Annotated in this window: 18 protein-coding genes; 6 read left to right on the top strand and 12 right to left on the bottom strand. The window is 73.0% G+C overall.

Features of this window, described 5'->3' with window-relative positions; genetic code table 11:
* Positions 1-45: 45 nt before the first annotated feature.
* On the bottom strand, positions 46-1,488 hold the full coding sequence (locus ACWD6N_RS05195) for an outer membrane protein assembly factor BamB family protein (protein ID WP_387324308.1): 1,443 nt from the start codon (positions 1,486-1,488) through the stop codon (positions 46-48).
* A 103-nt stretch (positions 1,489-1,591) separates the two neighbouring features.
* Positions 1,592-2,098 (bottom strand): Lrp/AsnC family transcriptional regulator, encoded by a 507-nt coding sequence (locus ACWD6N_RS05200; RefSeq protein WP_387324305.1) that lies wholly within the window; start codon positions 2,096-2,098, stop codon positions 1,592-1,594.
* Between the two features lie 139 nt (positions 2,099-2,237).
* Here ACWD6N_RS05200 and hppD point away from each other — a divergent pair, with 139 nt between their 5' ends.
* From hppD to hisC, 4 genes are all read left to right on the top strand, one after another.
* Positions 2,238-3,443: a 4-hydroxyphenylpyruvate dioxygenase gene (gene hppD, locus ACWD6N_RS05205; protein ID WP_387324302.1), complete on the top strand. Its 1,206-nt coding sequence runs from the start codon at positions 2,238-2,240 to the stop codon at positions 3,441-3,443.
* A gap of 11 nt (positions 3,444-3,454) precedes the next feature.
* Positions 3,455-4,156 carry an RDD family protein gene (locus tag ACWD6N_RS05210; RefSeq protein ID WP_387324300.1) on the top strand — a complete coding sequence of 234 codons (702 nt, stop codon included), beginning with the start codon at positions 3,455-3,457 and terminating at the stop codon, positions 4,154-4,156.
* Positions 4,157-4,232: 76 nt separating this feature from the next.
* Positions 4,233-5,204: an RDD family protein gene (locus ACWD6N_RS05215; RefSeq protein ID WP_387324297.1), complete on the top strand. Its 972-nt coding sequence runs from the start codon at positions 4,233-4,235 to the stop codon at positions 5,202-5,204.
* Positions 5,201-6,304 carry a histidinol-phosphate transaminase gene (hisC, locus tag ACWD6N_RS05220; protein WP_354963473.1) on the top strand — a complete coding sequence of 368 codons (1,104 nt, stop codon included), beginning with the start codon at positions 5,201-5,203 and terminating at the stop codon, positions 6,302-6,304. The genes ACWD6N_RS05215 and hisC overlap by 4 nt, the downstream gene beginning before the upstream one ends.
* 47 nt (positions 6,305-6,351) lie before the next feature.
* Here hisC and ACWD6N_RS05225 read toward each other — a convergent pair whose 3' ends face one another.
* From ACWD6N_RS05225 to ACWD6N_RS05245, 5 genes are all read right to left on the bottom strand, one after another.
* Positions 6,352-7,608: an outer membrane protein assembly factor BamB family protein gene (locus tag ACWD6N_RS05225; RefSeq protein ID WP_354963472.1), complete on the bottom strand. Its 1,257-nt coding sequence runs from the start codon at positions 7,606-7,608 to the stop codon at positions 6,352-6,354.
* A gap of 102 nt (positions 7,609-7,710) precedes the next feature.
* Positions 7,711-8,193: an SRPBCC family protein gene (locus ACWD6N_RS05230; protein WP_387324293.1), complete on the bottom strand. Its 483-nt coding sequence runs from the start codon at positions 8,191-8,193 to the stop codon at positions 7,711-7,713.
* A gap of 135 nt (positions 8,194-8,328) precedes the next feature.
* Entirely contained in the window at positions 8,329-8,538 is a 210-nt protein-coding gene (locus tag ACWD6N_RS05235; protein ID WP_354963470.1) for a DUF397 domain-containing protein, read from the bottom strand.
* Between the two features lie 239 nt (positions 8,539-8,777).
* Positions 8,778-9,974 carry a fumarylacetoacetase gene (gene fahA / locus ACWD6N_RS05240; protein ID WP_387324290.1) on the bottom strand — a complete coding sequence of 399 codons (1,197 nt, stop codon included), beginning with the start codon at positions 9,972-9,974 and terminating at the stop codon, positions 8,778-8,780.
* Positions 9,971-10,840, bottom strand: coding sequence for a hypothetical protein (locus ACWD6N_RS05245; protein ID WP_354963468.1), 870 nt, complete (start codon positions 10,838-10,840; stop codon positions 9,971-9,973). The genes fahA and ACWD6N_RS05245 overlap by 4 nt, the downstream gene beginning before the upstream one ends.
* Before the next feature lie 94 nt (positions 10,841-10,934).
* Between ACWD6N_RS05245 and ACWD6N_RS05250 the strand changes: the two genes are divergently transcribed.
* On the top strand, positions 10,935-12,101 hold the full coding sequence (locus ACWD6N_RS05250; protein ID WP_387324287.1) for a homogentisate 1,2-dioxygenase: 1,167 nt from the start codon (positions 10,935-10,937) through the stop codon (positions 12,099-12,101).
* Position 12,102: 1 nt separating this feature from the next.
* Here ACWD6N_RS05250 and ACWD6N_RS05255 read toward each other — a convergent pair whose 3' ends face one another.
* The 4 genes from ACWD6N_RS05255 to ACWD6N_RS05270 are packed head-to-tail and all read right to left on the bottom strand — an operon-like array spanning position 12,103 to position 14,881.
* Positions 12,103-13,134, bottom strand: coding sequence for a tetratricopeptide repeat protein (locus ACWD6N_RS05255; RefSeq protein WP_387324284.1), 1,032 nt, complete (start codon positions 13,132-13,134; stop codon positions 12,103-12,105).
* Positions 13,135-13,144: 10 nt separating this feature from the next.
* Positions 13,145-13,627, bottom strand: coding sequence for a 2-C-methyl-D-erythritol 2,4-cyclodiphosphate synthase (gene ispF, locus ACWD6N_RS05260; protein WP_354963465.1), 483 nt, complete (start codon positions 13,625-13,627; stop codon positions 13,145-13,147).
* Between the two features lie 16 nt (positions 13,628-13,643).
* A complete protein-coding gene (gene ispD / locus ACWD6N_RS05265; RefSeq protein WP_387324280.1) occupies positions 13,644-14,339 on the bottom strand; it encodes a 2-C-methyl-D-erythritol 4-phosphate cytidylyltransferase in 696 nt (231 codons plus the stop codon).
* 56 nt (positions 14,340-14,395) lie between these two features.
* Complete coding sequence (locus tag ACWD6N_RS05270; protein ID WP_007073334.1) at positions 14,396-14,881, bottom strand: CarD family transcriptional regulator; 486 nt, start codon at positions 14,879-14,881, stop codon at positions 14,396-14,398.
* A 328-nt stretch (positions 14,882-15,209) separates the two neighbouring features.
* Here ACWD6N_RS05270 and ACWD6N_RS05275 point away from each other — a divergent pair, with 328 nt between their 5' ends.
* On the top strand, positions 15,210-15,890 hold the full coding sequence (locus ACWD6N_RS05275; RefSeq protein ID WP_354963463.1) for a hypothetical protein: 681 nt from the start codon (positions 15,210-15,212) through the stop codon (positions 15,888-15,890).
* Between the two features lie 51 nt (positions 15,891-15,941).
* On the opposite strand, the gene ACWD6N_RS05280 is transcribed toward ACWD6N_RS05275, so the two are convergent.
* Complete coding sequence (locus tag ACWD6N_RS05280; RefSeq protein WP_354963462.1) at positions 15,942-16,583, bottom strand: hypothetical protein; 642 nt, start codon at positions 16,581-16,583, stop codon at positions 15,942-15,944.
* Between the last annotated feature and the right edge of the window lie 18 nt (positions 16,584-16,601).

Raw genomic sequence — 16,601 nt, forward strand, 5'->3', positions numbered from 1 at the left:
TCAGCGTCCCGCCCGGCCGAGGCTGGCCGCGCCGGCACCGCCCGCTCAGCCGTCCTTGCCTCCGGCCGGGTCGCCGCAGAGTTCCCGCTTGGGCCCGCAGTTGTCGTCGCCTCCGGGGGCGGGGCCGGTGCCGCCCGGGCCGGGGATGCCGCCGCTGTCGGGCGGTGCGCCGGGGGCGCCGGCGGTCGCGCCGAAGCGGACGTACCCGATTTCCCGCCCCTCACCGACGATCATGCCCTGCGGCCCGACGGCGAGGGCGTTCGCGGGGGTCCGCAGGGCGGCAAGCTCCCGGCCGCTGCGCGGGTCCACGGCGACCAACCGGGACGGCTTCTCGTCGGCGACCACCGCCGCGTACGGCGTGAGCGCCGCGCCGGCCTTGCCGCCGGCGGGCCGGGTCCACAGAACCCGGTCGGTGCCGAGTTCGCGGGCCACCACCGAGCGCTTGTCGGCGGCCCGGAACAGGGCGTACCGGTCGTCGACCGCGATCAGCTTGGTACCCGGTTCGCCGACCCAGAGCAGCCGCCCGTCGTACCCGTCGATGACCGCCTCGCGGCCGTCCGGGCCGACCCCGACCAGGACGTTCCGCGCGCCCTGCGGGTCCTCGCGCTGGGCGCAGCCGGCGCTGTCGGCGGTCCGCAGGTTGACGCCGGCCCGCTGCCAGGCCTCCTGCCCGGTAGCCGGGTCGCGGGCGGAGATGGCGAAGTAGCAGGTGCCGTCCTGGGAGCGGGCGTCGATCCGCAGCATCCGACCGCCCACCACGGAGAGCCGCTCGTCCCGGTCCGGCTCGACGTTCTGCAGCACCCGGCCGGTCGCGGTGTCGACCACGTGCACGCGACCGTCGACCGGGAACCCGAGCAGTGGTGGCACCGGCTCCGGTCCGGCCACCCGGTCGTCGATCCGGGTGGCGGTGAGCCGGCGGGTGCCGCGCAGACCCGGGTTGTCGGCGAGCAGCCCGCTGCTCACGCCGGGCAGGAAGGCCGTCCACAGTGGTGCGGTGCCACGCGGATCCCAGGCGCTCAGGGTGCAGTCGGTGGCGTCGGTGCAGTGGGCGTCCAGCAGCAGGTTGCGGTACGTCCAGACGGCAACCGCGTCGTCGTCACGTCGCCGGGTCACCCCGGTGCTGGGGTCGAGCAGCTCGTACCCCTTGACCAGGAGCTTTCCTACCGCGACCACCGGGTCCCGGTCGCCGCCGGCCACCGCGGACCAGTCCGCCTTGCGCTCCCAGAGCTGAGCGCCGGTGGCGAGGCTGCGGGCTTCGACCCGGGTGCGCTGCTCGACCACCACCGTGTCGCCGGCGATGGTCACGCTGCGCGGGGTGCCGCCGGCCCGCACCTGCCAGACCACGTCCGGCTCGGAGATGGGTTCACTGCGGTCCACCCAGTCCCACAGGCCCGGGAAAGGGTTCCACACGCCGGTCGCGGCGAGGGCGACCACCACGGCGAGGCCAAGCAGCAGCCCGCCGCGCACGCTCCCCTTCGCCACACGCACACGGTAGCCACGATCACGGATCTTTCGTACGCCCGCGCCGCCGTGTCGCCGCGCTTTCTGCGGCCGGAGGTGTTAACAGGGGGCCCTTCCTCTACCGGAGGCGTTAAGAAGGTGCCCTTCCTTCGGTCCGTACGGCACTGCGCACCAGCGGCAGCGTGCGGTACGGGATCTGCTCGGCCAGCGCGATGATCGTCGAAGCCCGAGTGATCCCAACGGACGACACGATCTGGTCGATGACCCGCTGCAGGTCCGTGTTGGAGCGGGCCACGATCCGGCAGAGCAGGTCACTGGAACCGGTGATGGTGTGCGCCTCCAGCACCTCGGGAATGGCGGCCAGGTGGGCGGTGACCGGGTCGTGGCCGTGCCGCTGACTGATCTCCAGGGTGACGAAGCTGGTCACCCCGAACCCGATCGCGGCCGGTGAGATCTCCGGGCCGAACCCGCCGATGACTCCCCGGTCGACCAGCTTGTCCAGCCGGGCCTGCACGGTGCCTCGGGCCACCCCGAGCCGCCGGGAGCACTCCAGCACGCCGATCCGCGGCTCCTCGGCGAGCAGTTCGATCAAACGCACGTCGAGCGTGTCGAGCTGTACAGCCTGCTCACCATTCATGGGTTCAGACCATACCGAATGTGCAACCTGACCAGCTTTTACTCCGACAGTTGCCCAGTCGGGGCCGGCACAGCGATCCTCGCCACAGGAACCAACCACGGCGGCCCACGAGGCCGGCCGGTACGCGAGGGAGGCCACCATGACCCAGGCGATCGACCGACCCCAGTCGACCGAGGACGTCGACGTCGACCGGCTCGTCGGCGCCGTCGACCACGACATCAGCCACGACCCCTTCCCGGTGAAGGGCCTCGACCACGTGCACTTCCTGGTCGGCAACGCCAAGCAGGCCGCGCACTACTACTCCACCGCGTTCGGCATGACCTGCGTGGCGTACCGCGGCCCCGAGCAGGGCTACCGGGACCACGCCCAGTACGTGCTGACCAGCGGCTCCGCCCGGTTCGTGCTGACCGGCGCGGTGCGCCCGGACGCCGACGGCGCCGAGCACGTGGCCCGGCACAGCGACGGGGTGAGCGACATTGCGCTCGAGGTGCCGGACGTGGACACCGCGTACGCACACGCCATCGCCCAGGGCGCCACCAGCGTCGTGGAGCCGCACGAGGTGACCGACGAGCACGGCACGGTCCGGATGGCGGCCATCGCCGCGTACGGTGACACCCGGCACACGCTGGTCGACCGGTCCCGCTACACCGGCCCGTTCCTGCCCGGCTTCGTGGCCCGCAGCCCGATCGTGGACCGGCAGCCGATGATCGACGCCGGCATCCAGCCGAAGCGCTTCTTCCAGGCCGTCGACCACGTGGTCGGCAACGTGGAACTGGGCCGGATGGACGAGTGGGTCGAGTTCTACAAGCGGGTGATGGGCTTCACCAACATGGCGGAGTTCATCGGCGACGACATCGCCACCGACTACTCGGCGCTGATGAGCAAGGTCGTGGCGAGCGGCACCCGCAAGGTGAAGTTCCCGCTCAACGAGCCGGCGATCGCGCGCAAGAAGTCGCAGATCGACGAGTACCTCGAGTTCTACCAGGGCCCGGGCGCCCAGCACATCGCCGTCGCCACCAACGACATCCTGGCCAGCGTCGACGCGATGCGGGCCGCCGGGGTGGAGTTCCTGGACACCCCGGACTCGTACTACGAGGACCCGGAGCTGCGTGCCCGGATCGGCAACGTGCGGGTGCCGATCGAGGAGCTGAAGGCCCGCAGGATCCTGGTCGACCGGGACGAGGACGGCTACCTGCTCCAGATCTTCACCAAGCCCGTGCAGGACCGGCCGACCGTCTTCTTCGAGTTGATCGAGCGGCACGGCTCGCTCGGCTTCGGCAAGGGCAACTTCAAGGCGCTCTTCCAGGCCATCGAGCGGGAGCAGGAAGCCCGCGGCAACCTGTAACACTTGCGAGCGTGACGCAGCCTCCGTCGTACCCGACGCCGCCGGTCGGTGGGCCCCCGCCCGCCGCCGGCGGCGTCGCTCCGCCGCCCGGACCACACCCCCAGGGGTACGCGGTGCCGCCGCAGTACGCTCCGCCCGGATACGCCCCGGCGCCGTGGTACGCCGGGCCGCCCCGACCGGTGACCCCGCCACCGGCACTGAGCCCCGGCGGGCAGCCGCTGGCCAGCTTCGCCGACCGGCTGCTGGCCGCTCTGATCGACACCGCGGTCTTCCTGGTGATCGGCATGGTGCTCGCCGTACCCGCAATGATCATCTTCATGATCGTCGTCATGCCCGACCTCTTCCAGGTCGCGCCGGACGGCACCCTCCGCGAGCCTGACTTCCTCAACGATTTCCTGCTGCCGTTGCTGTGGATCGAACTCGCGGTCTTCGCGATCTCGCTGGTGATCGGGTACGTCTACTACGTCGAGATGATGTTCAAGAGCGGCCAGACGTTCGGCAAGAAGAGCATGAAGCTGCGGATCGTTCCGCTCGACCCGGCCCGCACCCTCGACCGTCGGGCCGCCGCCAAGCGGTACCTGGTGCAGCAGGGCGCCGGCCTGATTCCCGGTCTGAGCTATCTCGACGGGTTGTGGCAGCTCTGGGATAAGCCCTGGCAGCAGTGCCTCCACGACAAGGTCGCCGGAACCGTCGTCGTTAAGGTGTCCTCGTGAGCGAGCGCAGCGAGCGAACCATCAGGCTCAGTAGCGTGGCGCCTCGCGCCGGCGCGCAGCGAAGCGGAGCGGCGGCGTGAGCGTGCAACCTGGCTGGTACGTCGACCCGGCCGACCGTGAGACCCGGCGCTACTGGGACGGCGAGGGCTGGCTCGGCGCGCCCATCCCCGTCGACGAGACTCCGCCGGACGGGCCACCCCCGGTCGAGCCGCCACCCGTCCCGGTCACCCCGGCCGCGCCGGCACCGCCGGCCGCTCCCGGCCCGGTGACCGCCGCGCCGGGCTGGTCGCCACACCACGGTCCAGGTCCACAGCCAGGGCCGGGCACACAGCCGGGGCACGGCCCGGGCTGGGGACCGCAGGCGGGTCCCCCCGGCTGGGCACCGCACGGTGTTCCGCCCGGCTGGGCGCCGCACGGTGCTCCTCCCGGCTGGCCTGGACGGCCGCCCGAGCCGCGCCCGCACGGGCTGGCGTTGGCCGGCTACGGCCAGCGGTTCACCGCCCGACTGATCGACTTTGGCCTCGTCTTCGCGCTGAACGCACTGGTCAACGGCTGGTTCGTCTGGCGGTGGGTCCAGGAGTGGGCGCCGTACTGGCGGGAACTTTTCCGGCGAGCAGCGCGCGGCGACACCTCCGCCGAGGGGATGCCGGTGCCTGGCGAACAGGCCGGGCTTCTCCTGGTGGTGATCCTGGTGATCGCCACGGCGCTCTGGCTGGCGTACGAGGTGCCCGCCATGGCCGCTGGCGGGCAGACCATCGGCAAGCGGGTGATGCGGATCCGCGCCGTGCCGCTCGCCGCCGACCAGCCGCTGGGCTTCGGCTCGGCGCTGAGCCGGTGGACCACGCTCGGCATGCCCACCCTGCTCTGGTACTGCGCCGGGCTCGGCCTGCTGCTGCAATTGGTCGACGCCCTCTCCCCGCTCTTCGACCACCCGCTCCGTCAGGCGCTGCACGACAGACGTGCGCAGACGGTGGTCGTCCAGGTCCCCCGCACCACCGGTTCCGCCACCCAGAACGACAGCAACGAGCCCTCGGGAGAAACCCCATGACCGACTCCGGACGTCACCAGCCGGCGCTGCGGCTGACCCGCGCCGACCTCGACGCGCTGCCCAGCTACGTACCGGGGCGCAGCCCCGCCGACCTGGCGCGTGAGCTGGGTCTGCCGGAGGCGATCAAGCTGGCCAGCAACGAGGTGCCGTACGGGCCGCTGCCCGGTGTGGTGGAGGCGGTCACCGAGGCGCTCGCCGCTTCGCACCGCTACCCGGACATGGGCGTGGTCGCGTTGCGCGACGCGCTGGCCCAGCGGTACGGGGTGGACGCCGACCGGATCGCCACCGGCTGCGGGTCGGTGGCGCTCGCCGAGCACCTGGTGCGGGCCACCTGCCTGCCCGGCGACGAACTGCTCTACTCGTGGCGGTCGTTCGAGGCGTACCCGATCATTGCGGCGACCAGCGGCGCGACCAGCGTGCGCGTGCCCAACGACGCCGGGCACGGGCACGACCTGGCGGCGCTGGCCGCGGCGGTGACCGACCGGACCCGGATGGTCCTGGTCTGCAACCCGAACAACCCCACCGGCACTGCGGTACGCCGGGCGGAGCTGGACCGGTTCCTCGACGCGGTGCCGGACGACGTGCTGGTGGTCATCGACGAGGCATACCGGGAGTTCGTCACCGACCCGGAGGTGCCGGACGGGCTCGACTACCTGGACCGGCCGAACGTGGCGGTGCTGCGCACCCTGTCCAAGGCGTGGGGCCTGGCTGGGCTGCGGGTGGGCTGGCTGGTCGCCCAGCCGGTCGTGGCGGCGGCGATCCGCAAGGTGGTGACCCCGTTCTCCACCAGCACGGCCGCCCAGGCCGGGGCTCTTGCCGCGCTGGCCCAGGCTCCGGAGATGGAGCGCCGTTGTGCCCTGGTCGTCGCCGAGCGGGACCGGGTCACCGAGGCGGTGCGCAAGTTCGTGCCCGACGTCCCCACCAGCCAGGCCAACTTCATCTGGCTGCCGCTGGGCGACCGGGCGGTGGCGTTCGGCAAGTCGTGCGAGGCGCGCGGGGTCATCGTCCGCCCGTTCGCCGGGGACGGGGTCCGCGTCACCATCGGCACTCCGGCCGAGAACGACGCGTTCCTGGCCGCCGCGGAGGCGGCACTGGTCTGACTCGCCGGCTCACTCCGGTCGCCGACGGCGCACCACCAGCCAACCGATCAGGTGGCGGCCAGGACCACCGTCTCGGCGGTCAGGTAGTACCGCTGGTCGTCCCCGGTCGGGTCGACCGGCTCGCGGAGCCGTTCCACCGCGAGGTAGCCGTCCGCCGCCGCCACCGCCCCGGGCGCCCAGCCGGTCCCGTCCGAGCCGACGTTGAGCGTGAAGCGAGAGAGCTGCCTACCGGTCACCGGATCGAGCGTCACCAGGTCGTTCTCGTCGGTCAGCAGGTGCACCCGGCCGGGTTGGGCGGCGAGCACCCGGGCCCGTCCCAGCCCGTCGACCCGCCACAGCTCGGCACCGGAGCGGGTCGACCGACCAACGGCCACACCGTCGAGCACGGTGATCGCCTGCTCGCCGGCCAGGATGGTGCCGGACGAGTCCAGCGCGGGGGCGGCGATCGGCTCACCGGCGCCTAGCAGCCACCCCCGGCCACCCGCGTCACCCGGCCCGGCGGTCCGCAGCCCCGGGCAGTCCGACCGCCCGGTACGGCAACCGAGCGGTGTCGCCACCAGCCCGTCCGGGCCGTTCGGCGGCCGCCAGCGCTCGCGCACCATGCCGGTCACCGCGTCCCGGAACTCGACTGTGGCCGGGCCGGCGCAGTTGTCGACGCCGATCAGCTGGCCGGAGGAGGTGGTGCCGACGTCGTCGCGGCAGCCTCCGGGCAGGTCGACCCGCCACAGCTCCCGGCCGCCGCTCAGCGCCACCCCGCGCGCCTGGGTGTCTCCGGTGACCACCAGCACCGTCCGGCCGTCCTTGAGGTCGGTGAGGTAGATCCCGCGCGGATCCCAGACCGTTGCCGCCCCGGTACGCCGGACCACCGGCCCACCCCGGGCGGGCACCGGGCCGTCGGCTCGCCAGAGCACCCGCCCGGTCGACGCGTCGAGCGCGACCAGACGGCCGTCGGACCAGCGGCTGACCACGGTCCTGCCGCTGGCCACCACCCCGGTCAGCTCCGCCGGCCAGCGCCGGTACGACCAGTACGGGCTGGTCCGGCGCCGCCCGTCGACCGGCCGGTCGGCATAGACTTGGCGGTGCGCGGCGTACACCCGCAGCCGCGCGTCCACGATCAACGGGGCGACCGGCAGCCGACCGACCACACCGACGGCCGGCTGAGCCGCGGCCGGGTACGTCCCCCGTGCCACCGTGCTCACCTCGGCCGGCGCGAGCACCCGGTGGACGATGACCGCGACCGCCGCGGTGGCGAGCAGCGCCACGACCGCCATCACGAGCCGTCGTCGGCCCTTCGGGAACCCCATGCCGCACCTCCGCCCGGCACCCTACCCAGCGGAACCCGTCGGACCCTGGTCAGGTCGCGCCGACCGGCGGGGACATCGGCGGTGGAACCGGACGGATGAAGGTCAGGCTGCTTCGACGGAGCCGGTGGCGCCGGCCACGAGGGCCAGGTCGGCGAGATCACGCCGAAGCGCCACCTCCACCGCCCGGGCGGCGAGCCCACCGAGCAGCAGCGCCACCACCCGGCCGTACGGGGCGGTCGGCACCGCCTCCTGGGTGACGGTGACCGCCGTGCAGCCACGACGGCGACGCTGGACCGACCGCAGGCTCCAGGTGATCCGGTAGTCCACACCGGCACCGGAGGAACAGAGCACCAGCCGGTGTGGGGCGCGCGCCTCCACCACCAGGAACTCCTCGGTCAGCGTGCCGCCGCCCGGCTGGGTGCGCTCCTCGCGCCACGCGGTGCCGGGCCCGAACGGACCCGGGGTGAGCAGCTCGACCGGGCCGGCGGCGCTCAGCCGGGCCGCACGGCCGGGAAGGTCGGTCAGTAGACGCCAGACGTCGACGGCGTGCGCCTCGATGAACCCGGTAACCGCCACCGTCGACATGCCACCCTCCCGTGTCCTCGACGGTACGCGGGGTAAGGGCCGGACGGGGCCTCCGGGACGGAATTTCCACCGCCCGGAGGCCACGTTGTCCGTTTCGCCCGGCCGATCGGCGGCGGTCAGCGACCGGTACGGCGGTCAGCGATCGAAGCGACCGGCCCGGATCGCGCCGATGAACGCCGTCCATCCCGGCGGGCTGACGGCGAGTGTGGGACCGGCCTGGTCCTTGGAGTCGCGGACCGCGACCAGACCGACGACGTCGACCAGGTTGTCCGCCACCTCCACGCAGAGCCCCTGGTCGTTGGAACGGCTGCTGGTACGCCATACCGCGCCCGCGAAATCGTGCATCGTCCTACCTCCGTGTGCGATGGGGTGCCCCACCGCTGGCAGCCGGGCGCGGCCCGGCCCGTACCGGGCGGCGGGGCGGCGATGGAATCCGCGACGATCAACGGGGTAACCCGGATCGGTGATCGCACAGCCGGTGCGATCATCAGTCCCATCGACGAGACGGTTCCCCGGACGGGCCCACACTGGGTCCAGCACGACCCCCGAACCCGGTCCGACCGGCCGGTCAAGGGGTGCCCGGATCAGCGGGCCGGACGGACCGTCCCGGTGACCTCGCCGAGGGCGACGGTGGTGCCGTCCGGGCCGGGAGCGGTGGCGGTGATGGTCACCGTGTCGCCGTCGGCGAGGAAGGTGCGACTCTCCCCGCCGAGCTTCACCGGCTCTGCCCCGCCCCAGGTCAGCTCCAGGAACGAGCCGACCTGCCCACGGTCCGGGCCGGAGACGGTGCCCGAGGCGTACAGGTCGCCGGTGCGCAGGGACGCGCCGTTGACGGTGAGGTGCGCCAACTGCTGGGCCGGCGTCCAGTACATGGTGGCGAACGGCGGCTCGCTGACCCGCTCGCCGTTCCATTCGACGGCCAGCCGGAGGTCCAGCCCCAGGTGCGGCACGTCCCGCAGGTAGCCGACGACCGGCGGGTCCTGGTCCGGCGCCGGCACGAAGGCGTCAGCGAGCGCGTCGAGTGGCGTCACCCAGGCCGAGATCGAGGTGGCGAAGGACTTGCCCAGGAACGGCCCGAGCGGCTGGTACTCCCAGGCCTGGATGTCCCGCGCCGACCAGTCGTTGACCAGCACCACGCCGAAGACGTGGTCGGCGAAGTCGTCGACGGACACCCGGGCGCCCAGCGGGCTGGGAACGCCGACCACGAAGCCGACCTCAGCCTCGATGTCGAGGCGTACGGACGGGCCGGTGACCGGGCCCTCGGCGGAGGCGCGCTGGCCGGTCGGGCGGATAACCGGCGTCCCGGAGACCACCACCGTGCCGGCCCGCCCGTGGTAGCCGATCGGCAGGTGCTTCCAGTTGGGCAGCAACGGCGGCTGGCCCGGGCGGAAGATCTGCCCGACGTTCGACGCATGGTGCTCGGAGGAGTAGAAGTCGACGTAGTCGGCCACGTCGACCGGGAGCAGCAACTCCACCTCATCCAGCGGCACCAGCAGCGGCTCCACCTCGGCCCGGTGCGCCGGGTCGGTCAGCAGTTCGGTGATCCGCCGCCGCACGGCCGTCCACTGCGGACGGCCCAGCGCCATGAAGTCGTTGAGAGTGGGCCGGCACAGCGTCCCGGCGGCCAGCACCAGCTCGGCGGCCTCCGCCGCGGCCAGGTCGAGCACCCACGAACCGATCCGCACGCCGATCCGCGGCCGACCCCCGTCGGACCGAAACACCCCGTACGGCAGGTTCGTCACCCCGTACGGCGAACCGTCGACACCGGTCACCCAGGTCATGCGTCGTAGCCCCCGTTCACCAGCCCCAGCCGGATCAGATCGGTCAGTGGTTCCAGGATGCTGCACGAGCCGAAGCCGACCCAGAGCGGGCGGAGCGCGTCCAGCCGGCCGTTCGTGCGCTCCAGCAGCGGGCGCGGATCGGTGACGATGAGCAGCTCGGCGACCGTGCCCACGCCGTCGCCCTCGGCGGCCGCCAACGTCGCGGCCAGCACGTTGGCGTAGCCGTGGTGGGTGAACCCGGTCTCCGGGTCGAGGTGGCGGACCGCCTGGTGCAGCCCCGCGGTCAGCTTGAACGGCAGGTCCCGGTCCCGGCAGGCGCAGATAACCGCGGCCAGCTCGGCCGGCGTGGGGAATAGCTCGGCGGCCAACCCACCGGTGCGGAACTTGGCCGCGACCGGCACCCCGTCGGCCCGGGCGGCGGCGAGCGCGTCCAGCGCGCCCGTCAGCCCGAAGGTCAGCGGCAGCTCGGCGTAGACGGCCTCGACGTCGGGCAGGGAATCGGCCACCCGCAGCAGCTCGGCGATGCCGGGCAGCGGATCCTCGCCCCGCCGGGCGACCGCCACCTCGACCTGCCGGGCGGTGACGCCGTCCGGCGCCAGGAACGACAGCGCGAAGGGCAGGTTCCCGATCCCGGTGTCTCCGATCACGCCGACCACCAGGCCCTCGGCGGGGTCGACGAGACCACTCAGCTCGCCCGCGGCGACGGTCGAGGCCGGGACCAGCAGCGGGCCGACCAGGTCGGTGTACCAGGCGGCGCGGTGCCCGCGGTGGGCGGACAGGGCGTCGGGCAGCGCGGCGCTGCCCGGAGGGAAGACGGCGGCGTCATCCACCAGGCCGTCGAGGAGTGCGGGCACCTGCGTTGACACGGAACAAGAATGTACGGGACGCTACAAGGAACGGACAACAGCGTCCGATTATCGGACGCCCCCGGCCGGTTGACGGGACATATCGGGAGGCGAGATGCCGTACTACCGCAGCGTCGGCGAGGTGCCGCGCAAGCGCCACACCCAGTTCCGTCAGCCCGACGGCAGCCTCTACGCCGAGGAGCTGATGGGCCAGGAGGGCTTCTCCTCCGACTCGTCCCTTCTCTACCACCGGCGCGCGCCCACCGCGATCCTGGCTGCCGACGAGTTCACCCCGCCGGCGTTCACCCGGACGCCGAACCTGCCGCTCAAGCCTCGCCACCTGCGCACCCACAAGCTCGACGCCGGCGGTGCCGACCCGGTCCTCGGCCGGCAGTACCTGCTCGCCAACGACGACGTACGGATCGGGTACGTGCTCGCCGACCGGCCGTCGCCACTGTTCCGCGACGCCACCGGCGACCACTGCCTCTACGTCGAGTCGGGGGCGCTGCGGGTCGAGTCCCCGTTCGGCGTGCTGGACGCGGTGGCCGGCGACTACGTCGTCATCCCCACCTCGACCATCCACCGGCTCGTGCCCACCGGCGAGCAGCCCGTCCGGCTGCTCACCGTCGAGGCGTCCGGGCACATCGGCCCGCCCAAGCGCTACCTCTCGGTCCGGGGCCAGTTCCTGGAGCACTCGCCATACTGCGAGCGCGACGTCCGCGGCCCGGACGCCCCGCTGCTCGTCGACGGCGAGGAGGCGGAGGTGCTGGTCCGGCACCGGCGTGGCTGGACCCGCTACGTCTACGCGAACCACCCGTTCGACGTGGTCGGCTGGGACGGGCACCTCTACCCGTGGGCGTTCTCCATCCACGACTTCGAGCCGATCACGGGCCGGATCCACCAGCCCCCGCCCGTGCACCAGACCTTCCAGGGCCCGAACTTCGTCATCTGCTCGTTCGTTCCCCGCAAGGTCGACTACCACCCGGACTCGATCCCGGTGCCGTACAACCACCACAACGTCGACTCCGACGAGATGCTCTTCTACACCGGCGGCAACTACGAGGCCCGGCGCGGCTCCGGCATCGAGCAGGGCTCGATCTCGCTGCACCCGTCCGGCTTCACCCACGGCCCCCAGCCGGGCGCCGCCGAGCGCTCCATCGGTGCGGACTACTTCGACGAACTGGCCGTCATGGTCGACACCTTCCGCCCGCTGGACCTCTGCGACGCGGCCCCCGCCTGCGAGGACGACGGCTACGCCTGGACGTGGGCGCGTCGCGCCTAGATCACGAGCGGATGGCCGTGCGGGTGAAGATGGCGAATTCGGCGACCGCGGTGGCGGCGATGGCCAGTACGAGCGGCCACGGCGAGCCGACCACCGCGTACACCAGGAGCAGCACCGGCGCGGCCGCCACGGCGTAGATCGCCAGGGCCATCGTCCGGTCCGAGTGCAGCAGGGCGGGTAGGACGGTCCGGGTCAGCCCCGGCAGCCGAGCCGCGAGCTGCCAGACGACGATCGCCCCGGTGAGCGCGGCGAGCACCGCCAGGACGCGGGAGAAGCCGTCGTTCGCCGAGGCGGCGAAGGCCACGACCACCGCGGCCACCAGCGACCAACCAGCGCCGTAGAGCACCAGACGATGCAGGCCGTACGCGATGGTCCGCCCGGAGTCCATCCGGCGCGGGCTGATCGTGGCCGCCTCGGCGAGGTGTTCCAACGCCTCCGACCAGCGGCGCTGCTCCAGCCGGATGACACCCACGTCGTGCCGGGCGTCGGCGAGGCGCGGGTCGAGCCGCAGCGCCTCGCGGTAGGCCCGCTCGGCCAGGTCGAACAGCTCCAGCCGGGCCGCCACCAGGCCGAGCACCAGGTGCGCCTGCGGTTCGTCCGGGGTCAGCTCGACCCCGCGCCAGGCCGCGTTCAGCGCCGGCTGGCCGTTGCGCGAATCGGCCAGGAGCGCCGCCGCGCTGCGCTGGGCGTACGCGTCCGCCGGGCCGAGCGCGAGGAGCTGGTCGGCGGTGGCGGCCGACTCGGCGTAGCGCTCCAGGTCGGCCAGCGCCATGCCCCGGGCGACCAGCGGCGGGAGTGCCTCCGGTGCGGCGGCCACGGCCGCGTCGGCGGCGGTGAGCGCGTCGACCGGCCGGCCGGCCGCCAGGTGTACGCGGGCCAGCATGGTGAGCGCTTCCGGGTCGTCGGGCTTCAGCGCGAGCCCATAGGTCAGTTCCCCGGCCGCCTCGTCGTGGCGACCGAGTTCGGCGAGGAGCTGGGCGCGCTCGAGGTAGCCGTCGGCGGCGGAACGGTCGGAGGCGGGGTCGCTGGACATCGCGGCGAGCCTAGGTGGCCGGCGCGTCGTACACCAGGGCCACCGCGATGCCGGCGAGCCCTTCCTCGCGGCCGGTGAAGCCGAGCCCGTCGGTGGTCGCGGCGGAGACGGTGACCGGGGCACCGACGGCAGCGGAGAGAACCTGCTGGGCCTCCGCGCGGCGCCGGCCGATCTTGGGTCGGTTGCCGACGATCTGCACGGAGACGTTGCCGATCTCCAGGCCGGCGGCCCGCACCCGGCGTGCCGTCTCGGTCAGCAGGGCCACCCCGGACGCGCCCGCCCACTCCGGCTGGCCCACCCCGAAGGCGGAACCGAGATCACCCAGACCGGCGGCGGAGAGCAGCGCGTTGCAGGCGGCGTGCGCGGCCACGTCGGCGTCCGAGTGCCCGGCGAGGCCGTCCTGGTCGGGCCAGAGCAGGCCGGCCACCCAGCAGGGCCGGCCGGGCTCGAACGCGTGCACGTCGGTGCCGACGGCCACCCGGGGAACGATCATGAACCGAGGGTACGCGTCAATCGGCGGCCGCGAGCAGATGCTCGGCCAGCGCGAGGTCGAACGGGCGAGTGATCTTCAGCGCGTACTCCGAGCCGGGCACGCAGCTCACCGCGATGCCCTGCTTCTCGACCAGCCCGGCGTCGTCGGTGAGCGGATCGCCGGCCGCGGCGTGCGCGGCAGTGAGCACGGACCGGCGGAAGCCCTGCGGTGTCTGCACCGCGCGCAGGGCGGACCGGTCCACGGTGCCGAGCACCACCTCGTCGGCGCCGACCTCCTTGATCGTGTCGACGACCGGCAGCACCGGGATGACCGCGTCCCGCCCGTCGCGGACAGCCGCCGCGACGGACTCCACCAGCTCCGGCGGCGTCAGCGCACGGGCGGCGTCGTGCACCAGGATGATCGTCGGACCGGCGGGCACCGCGGCCAGCGCGGCGGCCACCGACGCCTGCCGCTCCGCGCCGCCAGGCACCACGGTCACCGGGGCGACCGGTGCGAGCAACTCGCGGACGGCCGTCACCTCGGCAGCCGGGGCGGCCACCACGATCGTGTGCACCGAGGGTGCGGCGGCCAGCCGGCGCACGGCGTGCACCAGCAGCGGCTCCCCGGCGAGCAGGCGCAGCGCCTTGGGTCGGCCGGGGCCGAGCCGTACGCCGGCACCCGCCGCAGGCACGAGGACCGCGACGTCACCGCGCGGATTCAGCTGCGCGGTCACGTCGCGGTCCTCGGTGGTTTCTTCGCTACGAATTGGGTACGACGATGCTGTGCGGACTAGGCCTCGGTGAGCACCTTGTCGAGCAGCGTCTCCGCCTCGTCCTTGGTGCTCTTCTCCGCCAGCGCGACCTCGCCGACGAGGATGTCACGGGCCTTGGCGAGCATCCGCTTCTCGCCCGCGGAAAGGCCCCGCTCCCGCTCCCGACGCCACAGGTCACGCACGACCTCGGCGACCTTCAGCGGGTTGCCGGAGGCCAGCTTCTCCAGGTTGGCCTTGTAACGCCGCGACCAATTGGTCGGCTCCTCGGTGTGCGGTGCCCGAAGAACGTCGAAGACCTTGCCGAGGCCCTCTTCGCCGACCACCTCACGCACGCCCACGATCTCGGCGTTCTCGGCCGGCACCCGGACCGTCAGGTCACCCTGCGCGACCCTCAGGACGAGGTACTGCTTAGGCTCGCCCTTGATGACCCGAGTCTCGATTGCCTCGATGAGTGCGGCCCCGTGGTGGGGGTAAACAACGGTCTCGCCGACACTGAAAACCATAGGTTCGAAACCCCTTTCGCTGTGTCTAGGGTAACACGGTCAGGCACCGATGTCTCACCGATGTCCTGACCGTTGGCGCAGCTCAGGGGCCCTGTGAGAGGTCTTTCTTCAGCTTGACAGGCGGTCAAACCGATGGTTCGAACACGCTCCGTAACGCACGGATGACTTCCCGGTACGGGTGAACAGAACGTCGAGATCAAGGGCTATGCGCTCACCTCATGGTATCCCGCCGGGCGGGACCGCGCCCAGGTGTAGCGGGAGGTGCCCCCGGTGCGGGACGCTGGAGGCAGCACCACACTCCGCTCTCGAGACGCTGCCAGGGGGTCCGATGGGCAAGCCGGACGCAGAGGGCCACGGGCTGCCCGACCTGCCACCCGAGTGGGGTCGGGTGGTCGTCCCCGACGACGCGTCCGCACTCGCCACCGAGGCCGCCCAGATCCGCCGTGAGCTGCGCCGGACCACCGGCCTACCGGGTGGGCACCGCGCCATGGCCCTGCCACTGCTGATCCTGCTGGTGGCCGTGCTCACCACACTGGCCGGCCTGCTGGCGGTCACCTGGCCGCGCGCCAACCGTGGCGCCGACCGCCCGACCCCGGCTCCCTACGCGCCACCCGCGCCCCTCGCCGGGCGGGCGCTGCCCGCGCTGGACCTGGTCGACGCCGGCCAGTCACCGGTACCCCTGCGCGGCCTACTGCCCGCCATGATCATCCTGGTGGACGGCTGCCCGTGCGCGGACCGGGTGGCCGAGGCCGTGGCGGCGGCGCCCGCCGGGGTGGCCGTGGTCACCGTCAGCGGAGGGCGGGCGGTTACCGCCCCACCGCCGGTCGGGCGGGACGTCCGCGCCCTGGCCGACCCCGCTGGCGGGCTGCGCTCGTTCCTGGGCGAGCCGGCGCGCAACGACACCGCGACCGCACTGCTGGTCGACCGCGCCGGCGTGGTGACCCGGGTGCTACCCGAAGTGGGGCCGGTCGACGCGTACCGGGAGGACCTGACCGCCCTCGCCCGCTGAGGTGGCCTCGCCGGACGGCCCGGCCAGCGAACGCCGGACGTACGGCTCGGGTCAGGACAGCTCGACGAATTGAGCCTCGACGTCGACCGGCTCCTCGCCGGCCGTCGACAGCGACACCCGGATCGGGCCACCGATCGCGTCGACGTCGGCCATGTTGAGCGCGCCGTCACAGTCGATCCGGGACGGTCCCGTCAGCCGCGCGCCGGTGACCACCACCAGCATGCCGCCCGGCCGGGTGCAGCGGTACTGCAGCAGATAGCGGCCGCCGTCGCCCGAGGCCTCCCGGATCACGCTCTTTCCAGGGGTGAGCGTCGCCCGCTCCCGCCAGATCGTCGCGCTGAATCCGGGCAGCCCGTCCGCCGGGTCCCCCTGGGATACGAACTCATCCGCGGGGCCGTCAAGGTCGGTGATCCTGCCCGTCTCCGGGTCGATCCACACCGACGAGGTCTCCCCCTCGCGGGCGATCACACTCGTCTCCGAATCCAGCTGCACCGTGCGCCGCACGTCGGGCACGCCGGAAGGCGTGCCACTTCCCGGCCCGATCTCGTCCGGCCGGACGGTCGGGGTGGGAGCCGGCTGGGCCGTCGCAGCGGGCGCGGCGGCACGCCACCACCAGCCGCCGACGGCCAGGGCGGCCAGGGCCACCCCGACCAGCGCCGCCGAACGCAGCCGGTCGTCCGCCGCAGCATCCATGCGGCGAGCGTACCGGCC

Source organism: Micromonospora sp. NPDC005163, assembly GCF_053599835.1.